We start from the raw sequence: 26,186 nt of genomic DNA, 5'->3' as shown, positions 1-26,186 counted from the left end.
AGCCCCCGCCCCTCCTCGCTCGCGCAGAAGCGTGACCGGCACCCGCGGGACGGTGGCAGCCCTGTTCCTGCTGCCCGCCCTGGTGCTGCTGGGCGCGCTCGTGGTCTACCCGATCGGGTACTCGGTCGTGCGCAGTTTCTCCGACCAGTCCGGCGACGGGTTCGCCGGCATCGACAACTACCGGGCCCTGTTCACCGACGACGGCATCCGCACGGCGCTGAAGAACAACGTCCTGTGGGTGGTGTTCGCGCCGACCGTGGCGACCGCCCTCGGTCTGATCTTCGCGGTGCTCACCGAACGCGTCCGCTGGGGAACGGCGTTCAAGCTCGTCGTCTTCATGCCGATGGCGATCTCGATGCTCGCCGCCGGCATCATCTTCCGGCTGGTGTACGACCAGGACCCGGACAAGGGCGTGGCGAACGCGGTGTGGGTCGGCGTGCACGACACGTTCGCGCAGTCGTCGGCGTTCCCCAAGGCCCACCCGGGCCGCCGGTCGCCGCTGGAGCCCGCGAAGGGCGGCGCGTTCCTCACCGCGGAGCCGGTCCGGGCGGGCGATCCGGTCTTCCTGCCGCTGGTCGGCGTGGCCCCGGACCAGATGCCCGACAGCGCGGAGAAGGCCGTGCCGGCCGAGCCCGAACCGGGCAAGGTCACCGGCACGACCTGGCAGGACTTCACCCGCGGCAAGGGCGTCGGCACGCTCGGCGCCCCCGACCCGTCCGAACTGGGCTACGCCGGGATGCGGATCGAAGCCGTCAAGGACGGCAAGGTCGTGGCGTCGGCCACCGCCGCCGACGACGGCACCTTCACCCTGCCCGCGGCGGCCGACGGGGCGCGGCTGCGCCTGCCCGCGAGCAACTTCGCGGAGGCCTACAACGGCCTGGACTGGCTCGGCCCGTCCCTGGTCACCCCGGCCATCATCGGGTCGTACATCTGGATGTGGGCGGGCTTCGCGATGGTGCTGATCGCGGCCGGGCTGGCGAGCGTGCCGCGGGAACTGATGGAGGCGGCGCGGGTGGACGGGGCGAACGAGTGGCAGGTGTTCCGCAGGGTCACCGTGCCACTGCTCGCGCCGGTCCTCGCGGTGGTCACCGTGACCCTGATGATCAACGTCCTGAAGGTGTTCGACCTGGTCTTCATCATCGCCCCCGGCTCCTCCCAGGACGACGCGAACGTGCTCGCCCTGGAGCTGTACCGCAAGGGCTTCTCCGAGGACCAGCCCGGCATCGCCAGCGCCATCGCGGTGTTCCTGCTGCTGCTGGTGATCCCGGTGATGTGGTTCAACGTGCGCCGGCTGCGGCGGGAGGTGCGGCGATGAGCGTGCATCCGTCGTGGTGCCGGGGGTCCGGGGGTCGCCCCCCGGGTGAACACAGTAACGTGCGCCGGCTGCGGCGGGAGGTGCGGCGATGAAGACACCCGTCAGGACGGTCGAAGCACCCGCCGAGACCGTGAAGGCAAGGCGTTCGCCGGCCGCGCGGATCGTGGAGAAGCTGGGCGGCGGTGTCGTCCGGGTCTGCCTGATCCTGGTCGGCCTGTTCTGGCTGGTGCCGACGATCGGTCTGCTGATCTCCTCGCTGCGCGCCCCCGAGGACATGAGCGCGAACGGCTGGTGGAAGGTGTTCGCCGAGCCGTCCCAGCTCACCGTGGACAGCTACCGGAAGCTGCTGGAGAACGGCGACATCACCGGCTCCCTCCTCAACACGGTGCTGATCACCGTCCCGGCGACGGTCCTGGTCGTGGTCATCGGCTCGCTCGCCGGATACGCGTTCGCGTGGATGGAGTTCCCGGGCCGGGACTGGTGGTTCCTGGCGGTGGTCGGCCTGCTGGTGGTGCCCGTACAGGTGGCGCTGATCCCGATCGCCGAACTGTTCGGCAAGGTCGGCCTGTTCGGCTCCGTCCTCGGCGTGGTCCTCTTCCACGTGGGCTTCGGTCTGCCGTTCGCGGTGTTCCTGCTGCGGAACTTCTTCGCGGAGATCCCCCGTGAACTGCTGGAGGCGGCCCGCCTGGACGGTGCCGGTGAACTGCGCCTGTTCACACGGGTCGTGATGCCGCTGGGCGGGCCGGCGATCGCGAGTCTCGGCATCTTCCAGTTCCTGTGGGTGTGGAACGACATGCTGGTGGCACTGGTGTTCACCGACGCCGACAGCCAGCCGATCACGGTTGCCCTCCAGACCCAGGTACGGCAGTTCGGCAACAACATCGACGTGCTGGCGCCCGGCGCGTTCATCTCGATGGTGATCCCGCTGGCCGTGTTCTTCGCCTTCCAGCGGCAGTTCGTGTCCGGCGTGATGGCCGGCGCGGTCAAATAGGCGCTGCGGAAAGGGGGGTGGGCGCCACCGGCCCGCCCCTCCCCGTTCACCCGGCGTCCCCCGGATGCCGTAGGGATACGTAACCAAGTCACTCCATCGGCCGTTGCCCGGACCAGGCCCTGTCGTCCGCGCCGACCCATGGATGTCCCTTGCCCAGGTTCAGTGTCATCGTCCCCGCGTACGAGGTTCAGGCGTACCTGCACGAGTGCCTCGAATCCGTGCTGTCCCAGTCGTACACCGATCTCGAGCTGATCGTCGTCGACGACCGTTCGCCGGACGCGTGCGGCGAGATCATCGACGAGTTCGCGGCCCGCGACCCCCGCGTGCGTGCCCTGCACCTGCCGGAGAACGCCGGCCTGGGCGGCGCGCGCAACGCGGGCATCGCCCAGGCCGGCGGCGACTACCTGCTGTTCCTCGACTCCGACGACACGCTGACCCCGGGCGCGCTGCGCGCGATCGCCGACCGGCTGAAGGACACCGGCGAGCCGGACGTACTGGTGTACGACCACGCCACCGCGTTCTGGACGGGTGAGACCGAGCGCAACAGGTTCGCCGAGCACCTCACCGAGCGGGGCCCGGCGCCCTTCCGGCTGGAGGACCGGCCGGGGCTGCTCAGGGTGCTGATGGTCGCCTGGAACAAGGCCTACCGGCGGGAGTTCGTCGAGCGGACCGGCCTGACCTTCCCGCCCGGCTACTACGAGGACACCCCCTGGACCTACCCGGCGCTGATGACCGCGGGGTCGATCGCGACGCTGGACCGGGTCTGCGTCCACTACCGGCGGCGCCGCGGCGGCAACATCCTCTCCACCACCAGCCGCCGGCACTTCGACGTCTTCGACCAGTACGACCGGGTGTTCGCGTTCATCGACCGGCGGCCCGAACTCGCTCACTGGCGGCCGGTGTTGTTCCGGCGCATGGTCGACCACCTGACGACCGTGTTCACCAGGCCGGACCGGCTGCCGCGCGGTTCCCGCGGCGAGTTCCTGCGCCGGGCCCGCGCCCACTACCGGCGTTACCGCACGCCCGGCGCGCCCGTCCCGCTGCGCTCCCGACTGCGGCACGGCCTGGTCCGCCTCGGCCTGCACCGCACCTACCGCACGCTCCAGGCGGCCCTGGTCCTGCGCCGCCGTACCCGCGGCCTCGCCGCGCGACTCGCCCGCGTGCTGCGGGCCGCCTGCCTCCAGGCCCACTACCGGATCCAGCTGCGCCTGCCGCTGCGCGCCGACCGGGCCGTCTTCGCCGCCTACTGGGGCCGCGGTCACGGCTGCAACCCGGGCGCCCTGGAGAGCGCGTTCCGGGCCTTCGCCCCGCAGGTGCGCACGGCGTGGATCGCCCGCCCCGAGCACGAGCACACCGTCCCGGCCGGGACGCGCCCGCTGCGTCCCGGCACGGCCGCCTACTGGACGGCACTGGCGCGCTCCACCTACCTGGTGAACAACGTCAACTTCGACCGCCGGCTGGTCAAGCGCCCCGGCCAGGTCTTCGTGCAGACCCAGCACGGCACCCCGCTCAAACACATGGGCCTCGACCTGCAGGAGCGTCCCGCGGCGTCCGGCGGCATGGACTTCGCGGAGCTGCTGAGGGGCGTCGACAAGTGGGACTACGTCCTGTCCGCCAACCGCCACACCACCCTCACCTGGGAACGCGTCTACCCCGGTGGCTACACCACGCTGGAGTACGGCTATCCCCGCAACGACGTCTTCCAGCGGGCCACCGCCGCGGACGTGGCCCGGCTGCGCGAGGAGCTCGGGATCCCCCGCGACACGGTGGCGATCCTGTACGCCCCCACCCACCGCGACTACCGGCGCACCCAGCGGGCCGGACTCGACCTGGAACGGCTCCTGGACCGGCTGGGCCCGCGCTTCGTGATCCTGGCCCGCGCCCACTACGGGCAGCCCGTCGCCCTGCCCACGGACGGCCGGGTCGTGGACGTCAGCCGCCACCCGAGCGTGGAGTCCCTCTGCCTGGCCTCGGACGTCCTGGTCACCGACTACTCGTCGATCATGTTCGACTACGCCGACCTGGACCGCCCGATCGTCATCCACGCGGGCGACTGGGAGGCCTACGAGGCGGCCCGCGGCACCTACTTCGACGTGCGCGCCTTCCCGCCGGGCGCGGTCGCCCGCACCGAGGACGAACTGGTCGACATCTTCACGACCGGCCACTGGCGCGGCTCCCGTGCGGCCCGGCTGCGCGCCGCGTTCCGCGAGCGGTTCTGCCCGTACGGGGACGGGCGCGCCGCCGAGCGCGTCGTACGGCGGATCGTGCTGGGCGAGACGGACCTGCCGCCCGTCGTGCCGCTCGCCGAGCGCCGTCCCGTGCCGTCGGCGGCGTCGACGCACACGCGCCCCGCGCTGGCCACCGTGCCGCAGCCGTCGAGCCCTCGCGTCACCAGCCACTAGGAGCCGGGAGCCGCCAGGAGCCGGGAGCCACTGGAAGCCGGGAGTCCCTGGAGGCCGGGAGCCCGGCGCCGGGACCCCCGTCGGCAGCGACCGACACAGACAAGCCAGACACAGAAAGAACAGAATGCCCCGCTTCAGCATCATCGTTCCGTCCCATGGGGCAGCCGGCCGGCTGTCCCTGGCGCTGGACTCCGTCCTCGGCCAGTCGTTCGGCGACTTCGAGCTGATCCCGGTCTGCGACGCGCCCGATGCCCCGGCCGCGGCCGTCGCCGCCGGGTACGCCGGGCGGGACGACCGGGTGACGCCGGCGTTCTCGCCGCCGGAGGCGGGGCTCGCGGGGGCGCGCAACACCGGTCTGCGGGCGGCCACCGGCGCGTACCTGCTGTTCCTCGACGGTGAGGACACGCTCACGCCGGGCGCGCTGGACGCGCTGGACGCCCGGCTGACCGGGACGGGCGAGGTCGACGTCCTGTACGCCGAGCACGAGCGCACCCCGTGGTGGGAGGGCGAGCCGGCCAACCCGGCGGCCCCGCTGTTCGCCGGGGCGCCCCGGGGTGCCTTCGGCCCCGGCGAGGCCCCCGAGGTGACCGGTGTGCGGCTGCCCGTGTGCAGCGCCGTCCACCGGCGCGACTTCCTCACCGCGCACGGGCTCGTCTTCCCCGACGGGCCCTTCACGGACCTCGGCTTCGGCGGCCTGGTCACCGTGCACGCCGAGCGGGTCGCGGTGCTGCGCCACGTCGTCGTACGGCATCTGCTGCGGCGGCAGGGCAGCCGGCTCGACCTGCCGGGCGAGCACCACGCCGACCTGCTGGAACAGACGGACCTGGTGCTCAGCAGGGCCGCCGGACGCGGCTCTTGCGGTGCCCTGTTCGCCCAGCTCTTCGCCGCCGTCCTGAAGACGGCCGCACACCCGGCCCGGCTGCCCGCCTCCGGTCGCCGCGCGTTCTTCCGCCGGGCGACCGCGCTCTACCGGCGGCACCGGCCGGCCGGGTTCCGCGTGCCGGGCGGGAGCCTCGGCGTGCAGCACCGGCTGCTGGCGGCGGGGGCGTACACGGCGTTCCGTGCGCTGCGGGGCGCCAACCGGAAGGTGTCGGCGGCCGCCCGGCGCGTCCCGCGCCCCCGCGGCCTGCGCACCCGGCTGTACTACCGGCTCCAGCTGCGCCGCCCCGTCGATCCCCGTCTGGCGGTGTACTGCGCTTACTGGGGCCGGGGTTACGCGTGCAGCCCCGCCGCGATCCACGCCAAGGCCGCCGAACTCGCCCCGCACATCCGCTCGGTGTTCCTCGTCGAGCCCGGCCGGGCGCACGCCGTGCCGCCGGGGATCGACCACGCCGTGATCGGCAGCCGTCGTGCCTGGCGGCTCCTGGCACGCGCCAAGTACCTGGTCAACAACGCCAACTTCGCGGAGGGCGTGGTCAAGCGCGAGGGCAGCGTGCACCTGCAGACGCAGCACGGCACCCCGCTGAAGAAGATGGGCGTCGACCAGTCGACGTACCCGGTGGTGGCGGCGGCGACCGGCAGCTTCACCAAGCTGCTGGGCCGCGTGGACCGCTGGGACTACAACCTGTCCTCCAACACCCACTCCACCCAGATGTGGGAACGCGCCTTCCCCGGCTCGTACGAGCAGCTGGAGTACGGCTATCCGCGCAACGACGTCTTCTACACGGCGACCGCCGAGGACGTCGCCCGCGTCCGGCGCGAGCTGGGCGTGCCGGAGGGGAAGACGGCCGTGCTGTACGCGCCCACCCACCGCGACCACCGGACCGGCTTCGACCCCGGCCTGGACCTGGAGGCGTTCTGCGAGGCGGCCGGCGACGACGTCGTCGTCCTGCTGCGGGCGCACTACTTCTACGACCGGGGGGCGCGCCGGGGCTCCGGCCGGATCATCGACGTGACCGCGCACCGCTCCTCCGAGGACGTGTGCCTGGCCGCCGACGCGCTGGTCACCGACTACTCGTCGATCATGTTCGACTACGCCAACCTGGACCGCCCGATCGTGGTGTACGCCGACGACTGGGACGTCTACACCGAGACCCGGGGCGTGTACTTCGACCTGCTCGCGGCGCCGCCGGGCCCGGTCGCCCGCACGCCCGAGGAGCTGGCCCGCGTCTTCGCCGACGGCTCCTACGCCTCGGAGGCGTCCCGGTCGCTCAGGAACCTCTTCCGGGCCCGCTTCTGCCAGTTCGACGACGGCCGGGCCGCCGAGCGCGTGGTGCGCCGGGTGCTGCTCGGCGAGCCGGCGGAGGCGATCGAGCCCGTGCGGCCGCTCGCCGAGCGCGTCCCGGCCCCCGCCGCCTCCCCTCTCGTGATCTCGTAAGGAGCTGACTCCCGCAGTGCCCCGCTTCAGCATCATCGTCCCCTGCTTCAAGGTGCAGGGCTTCCTGCGCGAGTGCCTCGACTCGGTCCTGGAGCAGTCGTACCGGGATCTCGAGGTGATCGCCGTCGACGACCGCTCCCCCGACGGCTGCGGCGCGATCCTCGACGAGTACGCGGCCCGCGACGACCGGGTGCGGGCCCTGCACCTGCCGGAGAACGTCGGCCTCGGCCGGGCCCGCAACGCGGGCCTGCCGCACGCGAGCGGCGACTACCTGTTCTTCCTGGACAGCGACGACACCCTCACGCCGGGTGCCCTGCGCGCCATGGCCGACCGCCTCGACGAGGCCGACGGCCCGGAGGTGCTGGTCTTCGACTACGCCCGCACCCACTGGTGGGGCGGCACCCGCCGCAACGCCCTCGCGCACGTCCTCGCCGCGTGCGGGGACGCCCCGTTCACCGCCGCCGAGCACCCGGAGATCCTCGACCTGCTGATGGTCGTGTGGAACAAGGTGTACCGGCGGGACTTCGTCGAGGCGGGCGGGTTCCGCTTCCCGCCCGGCTACTACGAGGACACCCCCTGGACCTTCCCGGTCATGCTCAGCGCGCGGCGGATCGCCACGCTCGACCGGATCTGCCTGAACTACCGCCAGCGCCGCCAGGGCAACATCCTGTCCACCACCAGCCGCAAGCACTTCGACGTCCACGACCAGTACGAGCGGGTCTTCGCCTTCGTGGACTCCCGCCCCGAGCTGGCGGGCTGGCGGCCCTACCTGCACCGCAAGATGGGCGAGCACTGCCTGGACATCCTCGCCAAGCCGGACCGGCTGCCCCCGTCCGACCGGCGCGAGTTCTTCCGCCGGACGGCCGAGCTGTTCGCCCGGCACCGCCCGGCCGGCGAGCCGGTGCCCGCCGGGCTGCGCGTGCTGCGGGGGCCGTACGCCGCCTACGCGGCCCGGCGGCAGGGCACGCGCGCCGGGCGGGAACTCGCCCGGCGGGCCGCGCGGGCGCGCAAGGCGGCTGCGGGGCGCGTCCGCCGGGGCGTGGGCGCCGTGCAGGCCCGGCGCCCGCTCGATCCGCGGCTGGTGGTGTACTCGGCGTTCTCGCACCGGGGCGTCCTCGGCGACCCGGGCGCCGTGTACCGCAAGGCGCGCGAGATCGCCCCGCATCTGCGCGGGGTGTGGGTCGTGCGGGACGAGGAGACGGCGGCCCGGCTCCCGGAGGGGGTCGAGCACGTGCTGCTGGACTCCCCCGCCTACCGCCGGGTGACCGCGCGGGCCGGCTTCTTCGTCAACAACGTCAACTGGCCCGGCGCCCTCGTCAAGCGCCCCGGCAGCGTCCACGTCCACACCCACCAGGGCACCCCGCTGAAGTACATGGCGGCCGACCTGCTGGACCGGCCCGGCGCCCGGTTCGGCGTGGACGTGCCGCAGATGCTGCGCCGCGCCGACCGCTGGGACTACAGCCTGGTCGCGAACCCGCACTCCGAGCTGGTGTGGGAGCGCGCCTACCCCTGCCACTTCACCTCCGCACGCACCGGCAGTCCGCGCAACGACGTGCTGGTGGGCGCCGACGCGCAGGCCGGGCCGCGGGCCCGCGCCCGGCTCGGCATCCCCGCGGACCACACGGTGGTGCTGTACGCGCCGACCCGCCGGGAGTACGTCCGCGGCGGCCACGTGGACCGGATCGACCTGGCCCGGTTCGCCGCCGACCTCGGCGAGGGCCACACCCTGGTGGTGCGGCTGCACCCGTCCCTGGCGGCCGGGCACGCGCGCGGGACGGGCCTGTCCGACCTGCACCGGCGCGGCGTCGTCGTCGACGCGACGGACGTGCCCGACGTCGAGGAGGTGATGCTCGCCTCCGACGTCCTGGTCACCGACTACTCGGCCCTGATGTTCGACTACGCCCACCTGGACCGGCCGATCGTGGTGCACGCCGACGACTGGGCCGCGTACACGGCGAGCCGGGGCACCTACTTCGACATCACCGCCGAGGCGCCGGGCCATGTCACGCGCAGCTACCGGGAGCTGGCCTCCCTGATGGCCTCGGGGGGCTGGCGCGACGAGGAGTCGGCGCGGCTGCGGGCCGGTTTCCGGGAGCGGTTCTGCGTGTACGACGACGGGCTGGCCGCCGAGCGGGTGGTGCGGACGCTGCTGCTGGGCGAGGAGATGACCGGCCCCGCCACGGCCCGGGTGCCCGCCCCGGCCGTCGCGGGTGACGTGCTGGCGTCCAGGTGAGGCTGCGGCCGCGCTCCTGGGTGCTCGTCCTGGCCGTGGGGTACGCGCTGCTCCAGCTCGCGAACGTCACCGGCCGGGACACCCCGGACAGCAAGAACTACCTGTCGTACGCGCTGAGTCTGCGCGGGGACGGCAAGCACGAGGCGGCCGCGGCGACGATCGACTGGGCGTGCGAGGGCGAGGCCTCGATCGCGTCCCGGCGGCAGAGCGTGGACGTGGTGCGGTTCCACCGCGCCGACCCGGGTGCCGAGGTGCTCGCCGAGTGCCGGGAGCGGGAGTGGCGCAACGTCGGGGCGCGGCTGGCGGCGGGGCAGACCGGCGGGCACACGGTGCCGTTCATGCCGGACCGCTTCATGCGGATCTTCGAGGCGCGACCGGGCTACCCGGTGTTCCTCGTGCCGTTCCTCACCCTGTTCGGCGTGACCTGGGGGATGTGGGCGGCGGGGGTCACGGCGGCGGTGGCGGGCGGGGTGCTGGTCTTCCTGGTCCTGCGCACCCTGCGGGCGCCGGCCGGGGTCTGTCTGACCGGGCAGGCCCTGTACTACGTCCTGCCGGTCGGCACGACCGCGATGCGCCCGATGACCGAGGGTCTGCTGCTGGCGCTGACCCTCGTGGCGGTGTGGGGCGGCGCGCTGGCCCTGGACGGGCGGGTGCGGGCGGGGGTGTGGACGACGGCCGGCGCGCTGGCGGCCCTGTTCGCGGTCAAGCACTCGCAGGCCCTGTTCCTCGGGCTCGCCCTGGCGGCCGCGGGCGCGCTGATCGCCGTACGGCGCCGGCGGCGGGGGCGGCCGGTGGGGCGCGGGGCCGTGGCGGTGGCCGCGGCGGGCGCGGGCGGGGTGGCGGTGACGCTGCTGCTCGCCGGGCTGCTGCGCTATCCGTCGGAGTCGGAGAGCCTCCAGGACCTGCTGACCCACCACTTCGCGCGGCCGGACCGGGAGCGGCCCTGGCCGGAGTTCTGGCAGTTGCAGCAGCGGTTCTGGCCGGAGTGGCTGCGCCGGCAGCTGTGGGAGCCGCTGTTCGCGGCGGCCCTGGCGGGCGGGGCGTGGGGGGCGCTGCGCGGGCCGCGGCGGGCGTTCGGTGTGCTCGTGGTCGCGGCCGCGTCCACCGGGTTCCTCACCCAGGCCGGGCACCCCGACGTCGCCATCTGGGGCGGGCGGCTGATCGTGCTGGCCTGGCTGCTGCCGGTGCTGGGGCTGCCGCTGCTGCTCGAGCCGCTGGTGCGGGGCCGGGTGGCGCTGCCAGCGCAGGAACGGCCCGATCGGACTCACTCGATGAGGTGACAAACGCGAGGCCGTTGACGCAGGCGGGAACATACCGCCAATGCCCCTCTTTGTTCCGGTTCGATGAGCGTCGGCGTCCTGATCCGGCGTCCCGTGCGCGGCGCGACGGCGCTGTACGGCGGGCGCCGCCTGCGTCCGACGCCGTACCAGGTCTTCGGGTTCCTGTTCTGGCTGGTGATGTCGCTGGCGTACTGGCGGGTGCCGCTGTGCTGCGACGCCGGGCAGCACGCGGCGGTGGTCGAACGGCTGCGGGCCGACCTGTTCGACCCGCGCCACCCGACGGGCGACCTGCCGGGCGCGGGCAGCCCGTACTACTCGCCGTACGCGGTGGCGCAGGGGGTGTTCGCGCGGCTGACCGGGCTGTCGGGCTGGGACGTGCTGCGGGTGGCCGGCCCGGTCAACCTGGCGGTGCTGCTGACCGGCGTCGGCCGCCTCACGCGCGCGCTCACCCCGCGGCCGTGGGCGCCGGTGCTGGCGCTGGCGGCGATGACCCTGCTCTGGGGCACCGAACGGGCCTGGTGGAGCGGTTATCTCAACCTGATGTCGATGACCGGCAACCTCGGCTATCCGTCGGCCTTCGCCATCGGGCTGGCGTTCTGGGCCTGGGCGTGGACCACCACGCGCGCGCGTGACGCGCGGGCCGTGCGGTTCGTGGGCCCGAGCGGGCTGCGCGGCTTCGCCGGGTACGCGGCGCTGGGCGGCCTGTACGGGGTGATCCTGCTGGTGCACCCGATCACGGCGGTGGCGGCGGTGACCGGGGGTGTGGCGTTCGTGGCGGGCCGGCAGCGCGGCCGGCGCCCGGCGGTGGCGCTGCGCTGGGCCCTCACGGGCACGACGGCCCTGCTGACCGCCGCCGCGTGGCCGTACTTCGACGTGTTCGCGCTGGCCGGCGACGGCAGCGTCGACGCGATGCACCGGCGGCTGTACGAGGGGCTCGCCGGGCATTTCTGGCTGGCGCTGCCGGGCGTGCCGGCGCTGTGGCTGCGGGGCCGCAGGAACGGCGTCCGCGATCCGCTGGTGCTGATGTTCGCCCTGGACTGCCTGGTGGTGGCGTACGGCTGGGTCAGCGGCCACTACACCTACGGGCGGATCCTCGGGCTCACGCTCGTGCCGCTCCAGTTCGCGCTCGCGGTGGAACTGGCGGCGCCCCGGCCGTGGGGCGCGGGGCGGCGGGTGCTGGGGGCGGTCGCGGCGGTCGCGGCCTGCACCGGTTTCCTCACCGTGCAGGCCGGGGCGGTCGTCCCGCGCGCGGTGGACCCGGTCGGCTTCGCCCAGCCGCCGCGCTGGCCGGCGTACGACTGGGCCGCGCGGCACATGGCGCCCGGCGAGGTGGTCATCGCGGACGGCTACTACGCCGTCCACATGATCGCCGGGTACGGGCCGAACCTCGCCGCCCCCGCCTGGCCGGACGCGGCCCTGGACGAACGGGAGCGGCTGCGGCGGCTCGCGGACGTGCGCGCCTACCTCGCCCCGGAGTCGACCCGCGCCGAACGGTCGGCGATCGTCCGCCGTCACCGCGTCCGCTGGCTGCTGCTCACGCGCTGGCACCGGGTGCCCGAGGAGGCCGTGGTGGTGGCGTGGAGCCGGGAGACGGGCGAGGTGCTGGCGCGGGTGACTCCGTGAGGGCGGCTACTCGATGACGAGGTCGACCTCGATGTTGCCGCGGGTGGCGTTGGAGTACGGGCAGACCTGGTGGGCCTGCTCGACCAGCTTGCGGCCGGTCGCCTCGTCCACGCTGTCCGGCAGCTCGACGCGGAGGGCGACCTTGAGGCCGAAGCCCTCGCCCTGCTTGCCTATGCCGACCTCGGCGGTCACGGCGGCGTCGGCCAGGTCGACCTTGGCCTGCCGGCCGACCAGGCCGAGGGCGCTGCCGAAGCAGGCCGCGTAACCGGCGGCGAAGAGCTGCTCGGGGTTGGTGCCCTGACCGTCGCCGCCCAGCTCCACCGGCATGGCCAGGCCGAGGTCGATCCTGCCGTCGGAGGAGACGGTGCGGCCCTCGCGGCCGTGGGTGGCGGTGGCGACTGCGGTGTAGAGCGCGTCCATGGATGAACCATCCCTCTCGGAAGTCGGTGTTCGGGAGTGGCCCGCCCTCGCGCCGTTCGCGTCCGGGCGGCCCCACGACGACAAGTAGAGCACACAATTCAATTGGACACAACTAAATAGCTCGCAAGAGCTACTCTGGAGGCATGACCCCGATGCCGCCCCCCGATGCCGCCGATGCCGCCGCTGCCGCTGCCGCTGCCGCCGATGCCGCCGGCTCGCAGGAGAACTGGCTCCGTCTGGACAGCCAGATCTGCTTCTCCCTCCAGGCCGCCTCGCGCGCCTTCAACGGCGTCTACCGCGTGATCCTGAAGGACCTCGGGCTGACCTACCCGCAGTACCTGGTGCTGCTCGTGCTCTGGGAGCAGGGCGAACTGCCCGTCAAGAAGCTGGGCGAGCACCTGCGCCTGGACTCCGGCACGCTCTCGCCGCTGCTGAAGCGGCTGGAGTCGGCCGGCCTGGTGCGGCGCGAGCGCAGCGCCCGCGACGAGCGCTCGGTGGAGGTCCGGCTGACCGAGGAGGGCACCGCCCTGCGCGCGCGGGCGGTACGGGTGCCGGTCCGGATCGCCGCCGCGACGGGCCTGGAACCGGCGGAGATCGCCGAGCTGCGCGAACGCCTCGACCAGCTCACCGCCGCCCTGGACGGGGCCGCCCGGCAGGAGGAACTCGGCGACGCGCGGCGAGCGGAGCCGGCCGGGGAGGCCGGCGACGACCGGTGACCGGGGGACCCCCGGGACGCGCAGGACGCGAGGGACGCGAGGGACCGCCGGTGTCCGAGGGCTGTCCACAGGCCCTGCGGGAGCGCCCGGCGCCTGCTTCACTGTGAGACGGCCCCCCGCGGGTCCACTGCGGGCGCCTTCCCGTGCGGCCCGCCGCTCACGAGGCGGACGCACCACTCACCGACGAGGGGGAGAGCAGGACATGACCTGGCTGGTCACGGGCGGCGCCGGCTACATCGGGGCGCACGTCGTACGGGCGATGACCGAGGCGGGCGAGCGTGCCGTGGTGTACGACGACCTGTCCACCGGCGTCGCCGAGCGCGTGCCTGCCGGGGTGCCGCTCGTGGCGGGCTCGACGCTGGACGGTCCGCTGGTCTCCCGCACCCTCGCCGAGCACGCCGTCACCGGCGTCGTCCACCTCGCGGGAAAGAAGCAGGTCGGCGAGTCGGTGCACCGGCCCCTGCACTACTACCGGGAGAACGTGGAGGGGCTGCGCGTCCTCCTGGAGGCGGTCACCGCGGCCGGGGTCCCGTCGTTCGTGTTCTCCTCCTCGGCCGCCGTCTACGGCACGCCGGACGTCGACCTGGTCACGGAGGAGACCCCGTGCGCGCCGATCTCCCCCTACGGCGAGACGAAGCTTGCCGGGGAGTGGCTGGTCCGCGCCGCCGGCCGGGCCGCCACCCTGTCGACGGCGTCACTGCGCTACTTCAACGTGGCCGGCGCGGCGAGCCCCGAGCTGGCCGACACCGGCGTGTCCAACCTGGTCCCCATGGTCTTCGAGCGCCTCACCCAGGACGCGGCACCCCGCATCTTCGGCGACGACTACCCCACGCCGGACGGCACCTGTGTGCGGGACTACATCCACGTGGTCGACCTGGCGGAGGCGCACGTCGCCGCCGCACACGCCCTCCAGGCCTCCCCCGGCCAGGACCTCACCCTCAACATCGGCCGCGGGGAGGGCGTCTCCGTCCGCGAGATGATCGACCGCGTCAACGCCGTCACCGGCTACGACCGGCCCCCGACCGTCACCCCGCGTCGCCCCGGCGACCCGGCCCGCGTGGTCGCCTCGGCCGAGCGCGCCGCCGCGGAACTGGGCTGGGAGGCCGAGCTCGACGTCCAGGACATGATCGTCTCGGCCTGGGAGGGCTGGGTACGGCTGCACCCCGAGGCGGCGCGGGCGTAGCGGCTCGGCCGGAGGCGGCGCGAGGCCTCCACGGCTCGTCCGGGTACGCCGAGGGTGCGCTCAGAGCGCCTTGACCGCCTCCGCGGTGGCCCGCGCCAGGGCACCCAGGTACCCCTTGGGCAGCTTCGGACTGCGGATCACCACGGAGCGCCAGTAGAGCGGGCCGGAGATGAGGTCGAGCGCCAGCTCGTCGTCCAGGTCCCCGCGCACCTCACCGCGCCGGGCCGCCGCCGCCACGATCTTCAGGGCGACGCCCTCCTGCCCGTCCCGCAGCGCCTTCTGCATGGCCTCGGCGATCTCCGGGTTGCGGGCCGCCTCGGCCTGGAGGTCCGGGATGATCTGCGAGGCCACGGGATGCCGCAGCGCCCGTGACGTCACCTCGTACAGCACCCGCAGATCGCCTTCGAGGCTGCCCGTCTCCGGTGCCGGCAGGCCCTGTACGGCGATCGCCGAGACGATGTCCAGGACGAGGTGCAGCTTGGAGCGCCAGCGCCGGTACACGGCCGTCTTGCCCACCCCGGCGCGGCGGGCGATGCCCTCGATGGACATCCGCGCATAGCCGACGGTCGCGAGCTCCTCGAACACGGCCGCCCGGATGGCCTCCGTCACGTCCTCACGGAGCACGGCCGCCCCCGCGGGGGCCCGGCGGCGAGGACGCGTCTGGGGCCCGTCGGCGTTCGTCGTCATGCGAACCAGCATAGGGCGTCACGACGATACGGACCCGTCCCTACGCAAAGGGTGGTGGCGTCACGACGAAACGGTGCCGTCGCCGCGGGAGACCCCGCCGTGCCAGGTCGCGACGCACCGGTGCCAGGTCGCGACGCACCGGTGCCATCGTCGCGGCACGACGGTCTCGTCCCGGCGGCGGATCCGTCTCGTCCCGGCATCACCCCGGTCTCGTTGCCGCGTCGGAACGGTCTCACCGCCGCAACGAATCCGCGGTCCCGTGACGACGAAACGGTTGCGTTCCGACGCCCACTCGGCCTACGCTCGCGTTGCGACGATACGGTGCCGTCCCGACGTAAGAGAACGTGATGAGAAGCGTGAGAAAACGCCGGCCGACGGCGGGACAGCCGGACGCGCGCACCCCCACCCCCCGAGTGAAAGCAGCGGATGTGAGTCAGGTCCTCCACACACCGCCCCAGGCGCGGGCCGAGGCCCATGAAGACCTCGCGGCCCTCGCGGCCCGGCACGGCCTCTCGGTCAGCGGTGCCCGCCCTTCCCTGCCCGAGTACATCCGCCAGCTGTGGGCGCGCCGGCACTTCATCACCGCGTTCGCCACGGCCAAGCTCACCTCGCAGTACAGCCAGGCGAAGCTGGGCCAGGTCTGGCAGGTGATGACCCCGCTGCTGAACGCGGCCGTGTACTACTTCATCTTCGGCGTGCTGCTCCAGACGAAGAAGAACGTCCCGGACTACATCCCCTTCCTGGTGACGGGGGTGTTCATCTGGACGTTCACGCAGAGTTCGATCATGGCGGGCACCAAGGCGATCTCGGGCAACATCGGCCTGGTGCGGGCGCTGCACTTCCCCCGGGCCGCGCTGCCGATCTCGTTCTGCCTCCAGCAGTTGCAGCAGCTGCTGTTCTCGATGGCCGCCCTGGTGCTGATCCTGCTCGTCGTGGGGGTGCCGCCGGCCCTCTCCTGGCTGCTCGCGATCCCCGCGCTGGCGCTCCAGTTCACCTTCAACGCGGGTGTCTCACTGATCCTGGCGCGCCTGGGCGCGAAGACCCCGGACATCGCCCAGCTGATGCCGTTCGTGCTGCGCACCTGGATGTACGTATCGGGCGTGATGTGGAGCATCGACATCCTGCTCAGCCAGCACAGCGACCTGCCGTCCTGGGTCGCCGACGTGCTGCGGGCCAACCCGACGGCCGTCTACATCGATCTGATGCGGTTCGCGCTGATCGACAGTTTCCACGCCGACAGCCTCCCGCCGCACGTGTGGGCGACCGCGGTCGGCTGGGCGCTGCTGGCGGGCGTCGGCGGCTTCATCTACTTCTGGAAGGCTGAGGAGACGTACGGCCGTGGCTGACAACACGACATTCACCGACCACGCAGACCACACCGGCACCGCCGGCGAACGCGTCCCCACCGTCATCGCCGACGGCGTCGACATCGTCTACCGCGTCAACGGCACCACCGGGGGCCGCGGTTCCGCCACCGCCGCCCTGAACCGCATCGTGCGCCGCAAGAAGGCCGAGAAGGCGGCGGGCGTCCGCACGGTGCACGCCGTCAAGAACGTCTCCTTCGTGGCGTACAAGGGCGAGGCGATCGGCCTGATCGGCACCAACGGCTCGGGCAAGTCGACGCTGCTCAAAGCGGTCGCGGGCCTGCTGCCGGTGGAGAACGGCAGGATCTACACCGACGGCCAGCCGTCCCTCCTCGGCGTCAACGCGGCCCTGATGAGCGACCTGACCGGCGAACGCAACGTCCACCTGGGCGGCCTGGCCATGGGCATGACCCGGGAGCAGATCAGGGAGCGCTACCAGGAGATCGTCGACTTCTCGGGCATCAACGAGAAGGGCGACTTCATCTCCCTGCCGATGCGCACGTACTCCTCCGGCATGGGCTCCCGGCTGCGGTTCTCCATCGCCGCCGCCAAGGACCACGACGTCCTCCTCATCGACGAGGCGCTGGCCACCGGCGACGCGAAGTTCCGGCAGCGGTCGGCGGACCGCATCCGCGCGATGCGCGAGCACGCCGGCACGGTCTTCCTGGTCAGCCACAGCAACAGCTCGATCCGCGAGACCTGCGAGCGGGTGCTGTGGCTGGAGCGCGGCGAGCTGCGCATGGACGGCCCGACCGAGGAGGTCCTCAAGGAGTACGAGGCGTTCACCGAGCCGAAGAAGAAGCGCCCGGCCGCGGCGAAGTCCTGACGCCCCGCCCACACCGGTCCGGAAAAAAGGGGGGTGCCCCCGAGCCTCGTGAGGCTCGGGGGCACCCCCCTTTCGTCCCGGCTCTACGAGTGCGTCCGCAGCAGCGTCCGCATGGTCCGCATCGCCACCGACAGGTTGGCGAGGTCGAAGGTCTCCGAGCTCTGGATCTCCTCCAGCGTGGTGCGTGCCCGGCCCAGGATCGGCGCGTTCTTCTCCTCCCACGCCGTGAACCGCTGCTCGGGCGTCGAGGTGCCGTTGCCGACGGCCAGGACGTCCGCGGTGAGCGCCGCGTGGGCCGCGTACAGGTCCTCGCGGATGGAGGCGCGGGCCATGGACTGCCAGCGGTCGGCGCGCGGCAGCTCGATGATGCGGTCCATGAGCTGGGTGATGTGCAGCCGGTCGGCGAGGTCGTAGTACACCTCGGCGACGTCCAGCGGGTCCCGGCCCATGCGGTCGGCCACCGACACGATGTCGAGGGCGGGGAACACGGACGAGAACCCGGCGACCCGGGTGGCGACCTCGTCGGGCACGCCGGCGCCGGTCAGCTCGTCGTAGATCTGCTGCCACCACTCCAGGTCCGCGCCGCGCAGCAGTTTCGTCAGCTGCCCCCAGACCTGCTCGACGCGGTCGGCGAAGAAGTCGACGGTCTCGGCGAGTTGCACCGGCTGCGGCCGGTTGTTGAGCAGCCAGCGGGTGCCGCGTTCGACCAGGCGGCGCGAGTGCAGCCGGATGCGGGTCTGGACGGCGGCCTCGACCTGGTTGTCGAGGTCCTCGACCGCGTCCCACACCGGCGCCGACCGGAAGATCGCGCGAGCCGCGGTCTGCGCCCGCACGATCTCCTCCAGCGAGGCGCCGGTCTCCTCCCGCAGACGGTGCAGGTAGGTCGTACCGCCGGTGTTGACGGTGTCGTTGACCAGGACCGTCGTGGTGATCTCGCGGCGCAGCGGGTGGTTGTCGATCTGCTCGGCGAACTGCTCGCGCAGTGCGGTCGGGAAGTACGCGTACAGCAGCCCGCGCAGGTAGGGGTCCTCGGGCAGCGAGGTGCGCAGCAGCTCGTCCGACACCGTGATCTTCGTGTACGCCATGAGGACGGCGGTCTCGGGTCCGGTCAGGCCGTGGCCGGAGGAGAGCCGCTCACGGATCTGCCGGTCGGTGGGCAGGAACTCCAGCGCCCGGTCGAGGTGGCCCTCACGGACCAGGTGGCGCATGAAGCGCTGCTGGGCGTGGAGCATGTCCTTGGACTGGGCGAGGGCGTTGGCGATGGCGGTGTTCTGCGCGTAGTTGTTGCGCAGGACGAGGGCGCCGACCTCGTCGGTCATCTCGGCGAGCAGCTTGTTGCGCTGCTTGACGGTCATGTCGCCGTCGGTGACCAGGCCGTTGAGCAGGATCTTGATGTTCACCTCGTGGTCGGAGGTGTCCACGCCCGCGCTGTTGTCGATGGCATCGGTGTTGATCTTGCCGCCGCCGCGGGCGTACTCGATCCGGCCGAGCTGGGTCAGACCCAGGTTGCCGCCCTCTCCGACGACGCTCGCGCGCAGGTCGGCGCCGTCGACGCGGATGGCGTCGTTGGCCTTGTCGCCGACGTCGGCGTTCGACTCCGCCGACGACTTCACGTACGTACCGATGCCGCCGTTCCACAGCAGGTCCACCGGCGCCTTGAGGATGGCCTTCATCAGGTCGGCCGGGGTCACCTTGGTGACCTTGTCCTCGATGCCGAGGGCCGCCCGGATGTGCGCGTTGACGGGGATCGCCTTCGCCGTGCGGGGGAAGACGCCGCCGCCCGCCGACAGCAGCGCGGTGTCGTAGTCGGCCCAGCTGGAGCGCGGCAGCTCGAACAGGCGGCGGCGCTCGGCGTAGGAGGTCGCCGCGTCGGGTTCGGGGTCGACGAAGATGTGCCGGTGGTCGAAGGCGGCCACGAGACGGATGTGCTCGGAGAGCAGCATGCCGTTGCCGAACACGTCACCGGACATGTCCCCGATGCCGACGACGGTGAAGTCCTCGACCTGCGTGTTCACGCCCAGCTCGCGGAAGTGCCGCTTCACGGACTCCCAGGCGCCGCGGGCGGTGATGCCCATCGCCTTGTGGTCGTAGCCCGCGGAGCCGCCGGAGGCGAAGGCGTCACCGAGCCAGAAGTCGTAGGACTGCGCGACCTCGTTGGCGATGTCGGAGAACGTCGCCGTGCCCTTGTCGGCGGCGACCACCAGGTAGGTGTCGTCCTCGTCGTGCCGGACGACGTCGGCCGGCGGCACGACCTCCCCGGCGACCATGTTGTCGGTGATGTCGAGCAGCGCCGAGATGAACGTCCGGTAGCTGGCGATGCCCTCGGCGAGCCACGCGTCCCGGTCGACGCCCGGGTCCGGCAGCTGCTTGGCGACGAAGCCGCCCTTGGCGCCGACCGGCACGATGACGGTGTTCTTCACCATCTGCGCCTTGACCAGGCCGAGGACCTCGGTGCGGAAGTCCTCACGCCGGTCGGACCAGCGCAGGCCGCCGCGCGCGACCTTCCCGAACCGCAGGTGCACGCCCTCCACCTGCGGCGAGTACACCCAGATCTCGAAGGCGGGGCGCGGCGCCGGCAGGTCGGGGATGGCCTGCGGGTCGAACTTCATCGACACGTAGTCGTGCCAGGTGCCGTCCGCGGTGCGCTGGAAGAAGTTCGTGCGCAGGGTCGCCTTGATGACGGTGAGGAAGGACCGCAGGATCCGGTCCTCGTCGAGGGAGGCCACCTGGTCGAGGGCAGCGTCCAGCTCCTCCAGCAGCGCGTCGACGATCTCGTGCCCGGCGCGCTGCCGGTCGGGCGACATCCGCGCCTCGAACAGCGAGACGAGCAGCCGGGTGGTGTGGACGTTCGTGCGGAGGGTGTCCTCCATGTAGTCCTGGCTGAAGGTGGAACCGGCCTGCCGCAGGTACTTCGCGTACGCCCGCAGCACCATCGCCTGCCGCCAGCCGAGCCCGGCGCTCAGCACGAGGGCGTTGAAGCTGTCGTTCTCCGCCTTGCCGGTCCAGGTGGCGGCGAACGCCTCCTGGAAGCGCTCACGCCCGTCGTCACCGAGCTGGTCGCCGGCGCCGCCGCCCAGCGACTTGGGCAGCCGCAGGCCGAAGTCGTAGATCCAGGCGACACTGCGGTCGGAGCAGCGCAGCTCGTAGGGCCGCTCGTCGACGACCTCGACGCCGAGCCGGTTGAGCACCGGCAGCACCGCCGACAGGGAGATCGAGTCACCCTTGCGGTAGATCTTGAAGCGGCGCTCGTCGGGGGCGGCGCCCACCGGCTCGTACAGGCTGAGCGAGAAGTTCTGCTCCTCGGTGAGCCGCTCGATGTGGACGAGGTCGGCGACCGCGGAGCGCGGGGTGTGGTCGGCCTTGTAGCCCTCGGGGAAGGCGTTGCTGTAGCGGCGCAGCAGCTCCGCCGTCCGCTCCTCGCCGAGTTCGGCGTTGAGCGCGTCCTGGAAGGCGTCCTCCCAGGAGCGGGCCGCCTCGACGAGCCGCGCCTCGATGCGTTCCTTGTCGCCGTCGGACAGCTGCGGCAGCTCGGTGCCCTGCGGGACCCGGACGACGAAGTGCAGGCGGGAGAGGATCGACTCGGTGTTCCAGGCGGTGAAGTCGACGCTGGTGCCGCCCAGTTCCTCCTTGAGGATGTCGATGATCCGCAGCCGTACGCCGGTGGTGTAGCGGTCACGGGGCAGGTAGACGAGGGCCGAGTAGTAGCGGCCGTACTCGTCCTGGCGCAGGTAGAGCCGCAGGCGGCGCCGCTCCTGGAGGTAGAGCACGGACGTGACGATGGAACGCAGTTCGTCGACCGGCGTCTGGAACAGCTCGTCGCGCGGGTAGGTCTCCATGATCTGGAGCAGGTCGCGTCCGTCGTGGCTGTTGGGCGAGAACCCGGCGCTCTTCAGCACACTGTCGACCTTGCGCCGCACGACCGGCACCCGCAGCACGGACTCGGTGTAGGCGGCGGAGGAGAACAGTCCGAGGAAGCGGCGCTCACCGACGACGTTCCCCTCGGCGTCGAACTTCTTGACGCCGATGTAGTCCAGGTACGACGGCCGGTGCACCGTCGAGCGGCTGTTGGCCTTGGTCAGGATGAGCAGCTTGTGCTCGCGCGCCTTGGCGCGGGCGTCGGCCGGGAGCCGCTCGAAGGAGGGGCTGACCGGGTGGGCGTCGCCCTCGGCGTGATGCGGGTCGGAGCGCAGGATGCCGAGCCCGGTGCCGGGGACGGCCGCGAGGGAGTCGTCGGCGCGCAGCTGGTACTCGCGGTAGCCGAGGAAGGTGAAGTGGTTGTCGGCCAGCCAGCGCAGCAGCTCGCGGGCCTCCTCCACGTCGGGCGAGGCCAGGTCGCCGGGCACGGACTCGCCCGGCAGGTCGTCGGCGATCCGCAGGGCGGCGTCGCGCATCTTCTCCCAGTCCTCGACGGCCTCGCGGGCGTCGGACAGGACACGCAGCAGATCGGCGGTGATCTGCTTGAGGTCGGAGCGGTCGGTCTCGCGGTCCGTCTCCACGTGGATCCAGGACTCGATGTGCGCGTCGTGCGGCAGGTCGGCGGCGGCCGGGGGCGCCTTGAGCACCTCGATGAGCCGGCCGGTGACGTCCCTGCGGACGACGACCTGCGGGTGGACGACGAGGTGGATCCCGCGGCCCTGACGGGTCAGCTCGTTCGTCACGGAGTCCACGAGGAAGGGCATGTCGTCGGTGACGACCTCGACCACGGAGTGGCTGGACGTCCAGCCGTTCTCCTCGACGGTCGGCGTGTGGACGCGCACGTTCGCGGTGCCCTGGGGGCGGTTCTCCGCCAGCCGGTAGTGCGAGAAGGCGGCTCCGAAGACATCGACCGGGTCGCGGTCGGCGAGGTCCTCCGCAGCGGTGTGCAGGTAGTAGCGCTGGAGGAACGAGAGCACGGACGCGTGGTCCGGCGTGCCCGGGATCCCCGGACCGCCCTCGCCCGTCGTCCCAGTCGGTAGGTGCCCCCCGACCGGACTGTTCTCAGCGACCCGGGCCGCCCTCTCGAGCAGCTCGGCCTTGGCTTCGTCCAGCTTGGTCTGCATTGTCCTCTGGCTCCTGTCGCGCGCCGTTGCGTGACGTAGAAGGAAGTACGGTCTCTTCCCCTGCGGCTCGACGCCACGGCCCGGGGTCTCCGGGCTGCTCCGACGCTATGCCGCAGGATGAGAGGAGCGGGGGGTTATCGGCCATTCCCGACGTGTCCCGCAGGTGTGACGCTGCTCTCCGCGCCGCCTGCTCGTGGGGTGTGCACGGCGTCCTGGGGGCCCTGGTGGCCCCGTCCCGCCCGCGAGGACCAGCGACTGACGCCCGGCCGCGGATGTCGTCCGCACGCACCGGGCGCGGGGCAGGGGCAACCGCACCCCCGCGAGCTATCGCGCTGATCACGCCACCAAGGCTATCGCCCCCCACCGGGGGCCCGTCATGAGCCGTATGTGTACAAAACCGGGGGTGGAAGTTTGACGTTCTGCACAGGGGTGCGGCGAGGGCTGGTGTGTGAAGGGACGGACCGGAACCGTGGGAACCAGACGGGCGGGTGGGGCGGCGGGGCGCACGGAGGGCGGGAAGCCGGGCAGCCGGGAGGGCGGGAGGCTGGGAGGGCGGGAAGCCGGGAGGGCGGGAGGCTGGGAGGGCGGGAAGCCGGGAGAGCGGGAGGCCGGGAGAGCGGGAGGGCGGGAAAAAGTCGACGCCGACCCCGGCCCCGGGCACTCTGGGAGCGACCCACCTCTTGGCAAGGCCGCGCCCAGGAGGCAGGTTGCCCGAGGAGAGCGCCCGCCCGAGAGGAGCCGCCCGGCATGACCACGAAGATCCTCATCGTCACCGGCGACGCAGCGGAGTCCCTGGAAGTCCTCTACCCCTACCAGCGCCTGCGCGAGGAGGGCTACGAGGTCCACATCGCCGCCCCCGCCCGCAAGCAGCTCCGCTTCGTCGTCCACGACTTCGAACCGGGCTTCGACACCTACACCGAGAAGCCCGGCTACACCTGGCCCGCCGACCTCGCCTTCTCCGAGGTCGACCCCGGCGCGTACGCCGCCGTCGTGATCCCCGGCGGACGCGCCCCCGAGTACCTGCGCAACGACCCCGAGCTGCGCAAGATCCTCAAGTCGTTCTTCGACACGGACAAGCCGGTCGCCCAGATCTGCCACGGGCCGCTGCTGACCGCCGCGGTGGACGGGCTCTCGGGCCGCCGCGTCACGGCCTACCCGGCCCTGGAACTCGACATGCAGAGCGCCGGCGCGACCTTCCAGGACACCGAGGCGGTCGTCGACGGCACGCTGGTCTCCTCCCGGGCCTGGCCGGACCACCCCGCGTGGATGCGCGAGTTCCTGAAGGTGCTGCGCACGAAGGCCCCGGCTACCTGACGGGGCCGGCGCGCGGCTTCCGCCGCACGGATCACGTCGCGGCCTCCGTCGTCCGGCTCCCCTCGCACGGGTCGCGCCTCGCGGCCTCCACCACCCGGCACGGCCCGGCGGTGCGGCGCCCTCGGCGGCGCCGCACCCGCGGGCGCCCCGTCAGGCGGCCATCCGCTCCGCCGTCTCGACGGCCTCCTGGAGGGTGTCCACCACGGGCACGCCGACTCCCTCCAGGCTGGCCCGGCTGTGCGACCCCCCGGTGTACAGCACGGCCCGCGCGCCCACGTGCAGCGCCGCCACCGCGTCGTCGGCGGCGTCCCCGATGACCACGGTGCGCTCCACGTCGACCTCGACCAGGGTTTCCAGATGGCGCACCATGTGCTCGGCCTTGCTGCCGCCGGACGGCCCGGTCCGCCCGTCGACGCGGACGAAGTACGGCTCGATCCCGAACCCCCGGACCAGCGGGACCAGCTCGTCGTGCACGTACATGCTCAGCAGTGACTGGCTGCGGCCCGCCGAACTCCATCCGGCGAGCAGCTCCGCCGCCCCGGCGGTGAGCCCGCACCGCACCCGGTGCTCGGCGTAGTACCGGTGGAAGACCTCGTCCATGACCTGCCACTCGGCGTCGGTGGGCAGTCTGCCCAGCAGCCGCTCGTAGAACCTGGGCACCGGTACGCAGTACAGCGCCCGGTAGCGCTCGAGCGTGATCGGTTCCAGCCCCAGCTCGACGAACGCCGCGTTCGTGGCCCCGATGATGGCGTCGTTGTCGTGGAACAGCGTCCCGTTCCAGTCCCACACGATGTGCGCCCCGGCCTGTTTCCCCATACCCGCAAACGTACCCGCCCCCGCCGACACCCGGGGCAGCGGTGACTGGCGTCACGGGACCACCGGGCGCCGGGCCCTCGGCCCAAGGCCCGTGGTCCGGGTCCGTCGGCCCCGCCCTCAGCGGTCGGATTCCACCAGGCCGGCGATCTCCTGCACGGCGAACCACAGCAGTTCGTGGTCCTCGGCGCCGTCGACCACGAACCGGGCGTCGTCGTCACCGGCGTCCGCCGCCGGCAGCGCCTCGACCGCGGCGGTCACGTCCGCCTCCGCGTCGTCGGCGTCGATGTGCACGGCGGCCGCCTCGGCCAGCCGCACGGGCCCGGTCACCCGGACCTCGCCGAGCGCCACCGGGTCCAGGGCGCGGTCGGGGTCCGACGTGGCCGCGCCGTCCGGTACGTCGACGGCGACCACCGCACGCCGCCGCGGCGCCGCGGGGTCCGACGCCAGCAGCCGCAGTGAGGCGAGCGCGGCCCGGCCGAGGGCCGCGTACTCCAGTTCCTCGATGTCGTCGGAGACGTACCACTCGCGCAGTCCGGGCGTGACGGCGTAGGCGACGAGCGGCCCGGACGACCCCAGTTCTCCCGTTTTGTGCGCCTCGGCGAGACCGGGGAGGGTCAGGGGGACGTAGACGCGCATGATGGGCCGCTCTTTCGTGGTCGAAGGCTCCGCTCGGTGTCCCCCGCATCTCCGGAGGGCCTCCAGGATACGTGCGGGCGCCCCCTTTCGGGTCCCTGTCCGCACCATCCCAGACGTCCACCCCGGGCCCTGGAATTCACCCCCCACACCGCCCCCACCTGCGCTTCCCCCCTCCTTCACCACCCTGATAGGTGAAAGTGGCCGACCCACAGACACCACTCTCCGCTCACTTGCCGTCACGCACCGCAACCGAGTACAAGATCTCCAGCGCAAGTTACCGCCTGGTAGGCGATGTCGGCCGGGCCCAGTGAACGGGGACAACCATGAACAAGGTCATGACGAGGACGCAGCGCACTCCCGGCGGCCGCCCGCCCGGCCGCGGCGACACCCGCCGCCCCGCCGGCACCCCGCCCCGGGTCCCGAGCGGCGGGACCCGCCCGGCCCCCGCCGGCGGCCGCCCGCCCGGCTCACCCGGCGCCCTCCCCTCCACCCGCACCCGCCCCGCCGACAACCGCCCCACGACCACCGTCGGCACACCCCGTGCCACACCGCTCACCACGACGCCCACGACGCCCACCGTTCCCGCCCAGAGCCCCCGCAGGCCCCTCGTCCAGCCCGGACAGCCCAGCCCCACCGACCTCTTCGCCGACCGTCTCCTCGCCGTCCTCAGCGGCAGCCGCCCCGTCCACTCGATGCTCCGCCACACCGTCGGCCGCGCCTACGACGACCTGGCGCACCTCGCCGAGAGCGGCCCCCTGCGCACCACCCGCGGCACCCGTCCCGTCGTACGCGACATCGGCTACTACGTCGCCCGTCCCGGCGCCCTGGAGGTCTTCGCCCGCATCGGCGCGGGTGACCGCCTGCGCGCGATGGCGTTCCGCCTGGAGCGCGGCACGGACCGCCGCTGGCGGTGCACGGCGGTGGAACTCGGCGGCCCCCGCAGGCCCCACACCGACCACGACTGAGCAGCCCTTCCGCACCCCTTCCCCGACACGCTGAGAGAAGCGGGCGGGCGGCACGCCAC

18 protein-coding genes are annotated in these 26,186 nt (G+C 72.7%); 13 read left to right on the top strand and 5 right to left on the bottom strand.

What is annotated here, in order from left to right; genetic code table 11:
• The first annotated feature begins 31 nt into the window (after positions 1-31).
• The 7 genes from ACIP5W_RS27900 (at position 32) to ACIP5W_RS27870 (ending at position 12,161) form a co-directional block, all read left to right on the top strand.
• A complete protein-coding gene (locus ACIP5W_RS27900) occupies positions 32-1,315 on the top strand; it encodes a carbohydrate ABC transporter permease (protein ID WP_401479157.1) in 1,284 nt (427 codons plus the stop codon).
• A gap of 88 nt (positions 1,316-1,403) precedes the next feature.
• Positions 1,404-2,306, top strand: coding sequence for a carbohydrate ABC transporter permease (locus ACIP5W_RS27895; protein ID WP_401479154.1), 903 nt, complete (start codon positions 1,404-1,406; stop codon positions 2,304-2,306).
• Between the two features lie 149 nt (positions 2,307-2,455).
• Complete coding sequence (locus tag ACIP5W_RS27890) at positions 2,456-4,708, top strand: CDP-glycerol glycerophosphotransferase family protein (RefSeq protein WP_401479152.1); 2,253 nt, start codon at positions 2,456-2,458, stop codon at positions 4,706-4,708.
• A 124-nt stretch (positions 4,709-4,832) separates the two neighbouring features.
• The gene (locus tag ACIP5W_RS27885) at positions 4,833-7,025 is read left to right on the top strand and encodes a bifunctional glycosyltransferase family 2 protein/CDP-glycerol:glycerophosphate glycerophosphotransferase (RefSeq protein WP_401479149.1); all 2,193 of its coding nucleotides are present in this window, start codon (positions 4,833-4,835) and stop codon (positions 7,023-7,025) included.
• A gap of 16 nt (positions 7,026-7,041) precedes the next feature.
• Positions 7,042-9,258: a CDP-glycerol glycerophosphotransferase family protein gene (locus ACIP5W_RS27880; RefSeq protein WP_401479146.1), complete on the top strand. Its 2,217-nt coding sequence runs from the start codon at positions 7,042-7,044 to the stop codon at positions 9,256-9,258.
• Between the two features lie 2 nt (positions 9,259-9,260).
• A complete protein-coding gene (locus tag ACIP5W_RS27875; protein WP_401479385.1) occupies positions 9,261-10,538 on the top strand; it encodes a hypothetical protein in 1,278 nt (425 codons plus the stop codon).
• Between the two features lie 63 nt (positions 10,539-10,601).
• Positions 10,602-12,161, top strand: coding sequence for a hypothetical protein (locus tag ACIP5W_RS27870; RefSeq protein WP_401479143.1), 1,560 nt, complete (start codon positions 10,602-10,604; stop codon positions 12,159-12,161).
• Positions 12,162-12,167: 6 nt separating this feature from the next.
• On the opposite strand, the gene ACIP5W_RS27865 is transcribed toward ACIP5W_RS27870, so the two are convergent.
• Complete coding sequence (locus ACIP5W_RS27865) at positions 12,168-12,581, bottom strand: organic hydroperoxide resistance protein (protein ID WP_363088587.1); 414 nt, start codon at positions 12,579-12,581, stop codon at positions 12,168-12,170.
• Positions 12,582-12,724: 143 nt separating this feature from the next.
• Here ACIP5W_RS27865 and ACIP5W_RS27860 point away from each other — a divergent pair, with 143 nt between their 5' ends.
• Complete coding sequence (locus ACIP5W_RS27860) at positions 12,725-13,297, top strand: MarR family winged helix-turn-helix transcriptional regulator (protein WP_401479139.1); 573 nt, start codon at positions 12,725-12,727, stop codon at positions 13,295-13,297.
• A 202-nt stretch (positions 13,298-13,499) separates the two neighbouring features.
• Positions 13,500-14,480, top strand: a complete 981-nt coding sequence (gene galE / locus ACIP5W_RS27855) for a UDP-glucose 4-epimerase GalE (RefSeq protein ID WP_401479136.1) — start codon at positions 13,500-13,502, stop codon at positions 14,478-14,480.
• A 60-nt stretch (positions 14,481-14,540) separates the two neighbouring features.
• On the opposite strand, the gene ACIP5W_RS27850 is transcribed toward galE, so the two are convergent.
• Entirely contained in the window at positions 14,541-15,167 is a 627-nt protein-coding gene (locus ACIP5W_RS27850; protein WP_401479133.1) for a TetR/AcrR family transcriptional regulator, read from the bottom strand.
• Between the two features lie 428 nt (positions 15,168-15,595).
• Between ACIP5W_RS27850 and ACIP5W_RS27845 the strand changes: the two genes are divergently transcribed.
• Positions 15,596-16,513 (top strand): ABC transporter permease, encoded by a 918-nt coding sequence (locus tag ACIP5W_RS27845; RefSeq protein WP_401479130.1) that lies wholly within the window; start codon positions 15,596-15,598, stop codon positions 16,511-16,513.
• Positions 16,506-17,357: an ABC transporter ATP-binding protein gene (locus ACIP5W_RS27840; RefSeq protein ID WP_401479127.1), complete on the top strand. Its 852-nt coding sequence runs from the start codon at positions 16,506-16,508 to the stop codon at positions 17,355-17,357. Before ACIP5W_RS27845 ends, ACIP5W_RS27840 begins: the two co-directional genes overlap by 8 nt.
• Positions 17,358-17,440: 83 nt before the next feature.
• Here ACIP5W_RS27840 and ACIP5W_RS27835 read toward each other — a convergent pair whose 3' ends face one another.
• Positions 17,441-22,396 (bottom strand): NAD-glutamate dehydrogenase, encoded by a 4,956-nt coding sequence (locus tag ACIP5W_RS27835; RefSeq protein ID WP_401479124.1) that lies wholly within the window; start codon positions 22,394-22,396, stop codon positions 17,441-17,443.
• Positions 22,397-23,143: 747 nt separating this feature from the next.
• On the opposite strand from ACIP5W_RS27835, the gene ACIP5W_RS27830 reads away from it, so the two are divergent.
• Positions 23,144-23,710 carry a DJ-1/PfpI family protein gene (locus ACIP5W_RS27830; RefSeq protein ID WP_363088593.1) on the top strand — a complete coding sequence of 189 codons (567 nt, stop codon included), beginning with the start codon at positions 23,144-23,146 and terminating at the stop codon, positions 23,708-23,710.
• 150 nt (positions 23,711-23,860) lie between these two features.
• Here ACIP5W_RS27830 and ACIP5W_RS27825 read toward each other — a convergent pair whose 3' ends face one another.
• Both ACIP5W_RS27825 and ACIP5W_RS27820 read right to left on the bottom strand, forming a co-directional pair.
• A complete protein-coding gene (locus ACIP5W_RS27825; protein ID WP_401479121.1) occupies positions 23,861-24,526 on the bottom strand; it encodes an HAD family hydrolase in 666 nt (221 codons plus the stop codon).
• A 117-nt stretch (positions 24,527-24,643) separates the two neighbouring features.
• Positions 24,644-25,162 (bottom strand): DUF6912 family protein, encoded by a 519-nt coding sequence (locus tag ACIP5W_RS27820; RefSeq protein ID WP_401479118.1) that lies wholly within the window; start codon positions 25,160-25,162, stop codon positions 24,644-24,646.
• Between the two features lie 323 nt (positions 25,163-25,485).
• On the opposite strand from ACIP5W_RS27820, the gene ACIP5W_RS27815 reads away from it, so the two are divergent.
• On the top strand, positions 25,486-26,127 hold the full coding sequence (locus ACIP5W_RS27815; RefSeq protein ID WP_401479115.1) for an Rv3235 family protein: 642 nt from the start codon (positions 25,486-25,488) through the stop codon (positions 26,125-26,127).
• The last annotated feature ends 59 nt before the right edge of the window (positions 26,128-26,186 follow it).

This window comes from Streptomyces sp. NPDC088766 (genome assembly GCF_044750845.1).
In the GTDB taxonomy this organism is placed as follows: domain Bacteria; phylum Actinomycetota; class Actinomycetes; order Streptomycetales; family Streptomycetaceae; genus Streptomyces.
The sequence above is the reverse complement of the archived record's forward strand: the minus strand, read 5'-3'. Positions and strand labels throughout refer to the sequence as shown.

Bases quoted from the DNA above. Each gene is read 5' to 3' on its own strand.
- ACIP5W_RS27895 (WP_401479154.1), top strand. From the start codon at position 1,404: ATGAAGACACCCGTCAGGACGGTCGAAGCACCCGCCGAGACCGTGAAG.
- ACIP5W_RS27885 (WP_401479149.1), top strand. From the start codon at position 4,833: ATGCCCCGCTTCAGCATCATCGTTCCGTCCCATGGGGCAGCCGGCCGG.
- ACIP5W_RS27870 (WP_401479143.1), top strand. From the start codon at position 10,602: ATGAGCGTCGGCGTCCTGATCCGGCGTCCCGTGCGCGGCGCGACGGCG.
- ACIP5W_RS27865 (WP_363088587.1), bottom strand. From the start codon at position 12,581: ATGGACGCGCTCTACACCGCAGTCGCCACCGCCACCCACGGCCGCGAG.
- ACIP5W_RS27860 (WP_401479139.1), top strand. From the start codon at position 12,725: ATGACCCCGATGCCGCCCCCCGATGCCGCCGATGCCGCCGCTGCCGCT.
- galE (WP_401479136.1), top strand. From the start codon at position 13,500: ATGACCTGGCTGGTCACGGGCGGCGCCGGCTACATCGGGGCGCACGTC.
- ACIP5W_RS27850 (WP_401479133.1), bottom strand. From the start codon at position 15,167: ATGACGACGAACGCCGACGGGCCCCAGACGCGTCCTCGCCGCCGGGCC.
- ACIP5W_RS27835 (WP_401479124.1), bottom strand. From the start codon at position 22,396: ATGCAGACCAAGCTGGACGAAGCCAAGGCCGAGCTGCTCGAGAGGGCG.
- ACIP5W_RS27830 (WP_363088593.1), top strand. From the start codon at position 23,144: ATGACCACGAAGATCCTCATCGTCACCGGCGACGCAGCGGAGTCCCTG.
- ACIP5W_RS27825 (WP_401479121.1), bottom strand. From the start codon at position 24,526: ATGGGGAAACAGGCCGGGGCGCACATCGTGTGGGACTGGAACGGGACG.
- ACIP5W_RS27820 (WP_401479118.1), bottom strand. From the start codon at position 25,162: ATGCGCGTCTACGTCCCCCTGACCCTCCCCGGTCTCGCCGAGGCGCAC.
- ACIP5W_RS27815 (WP_401479115.1), top strand. From the start codon at position 25,486: ATGAACAAGGTCATGACGAGGACGCAGCGCACTCCCGGCGGCCGCCCG.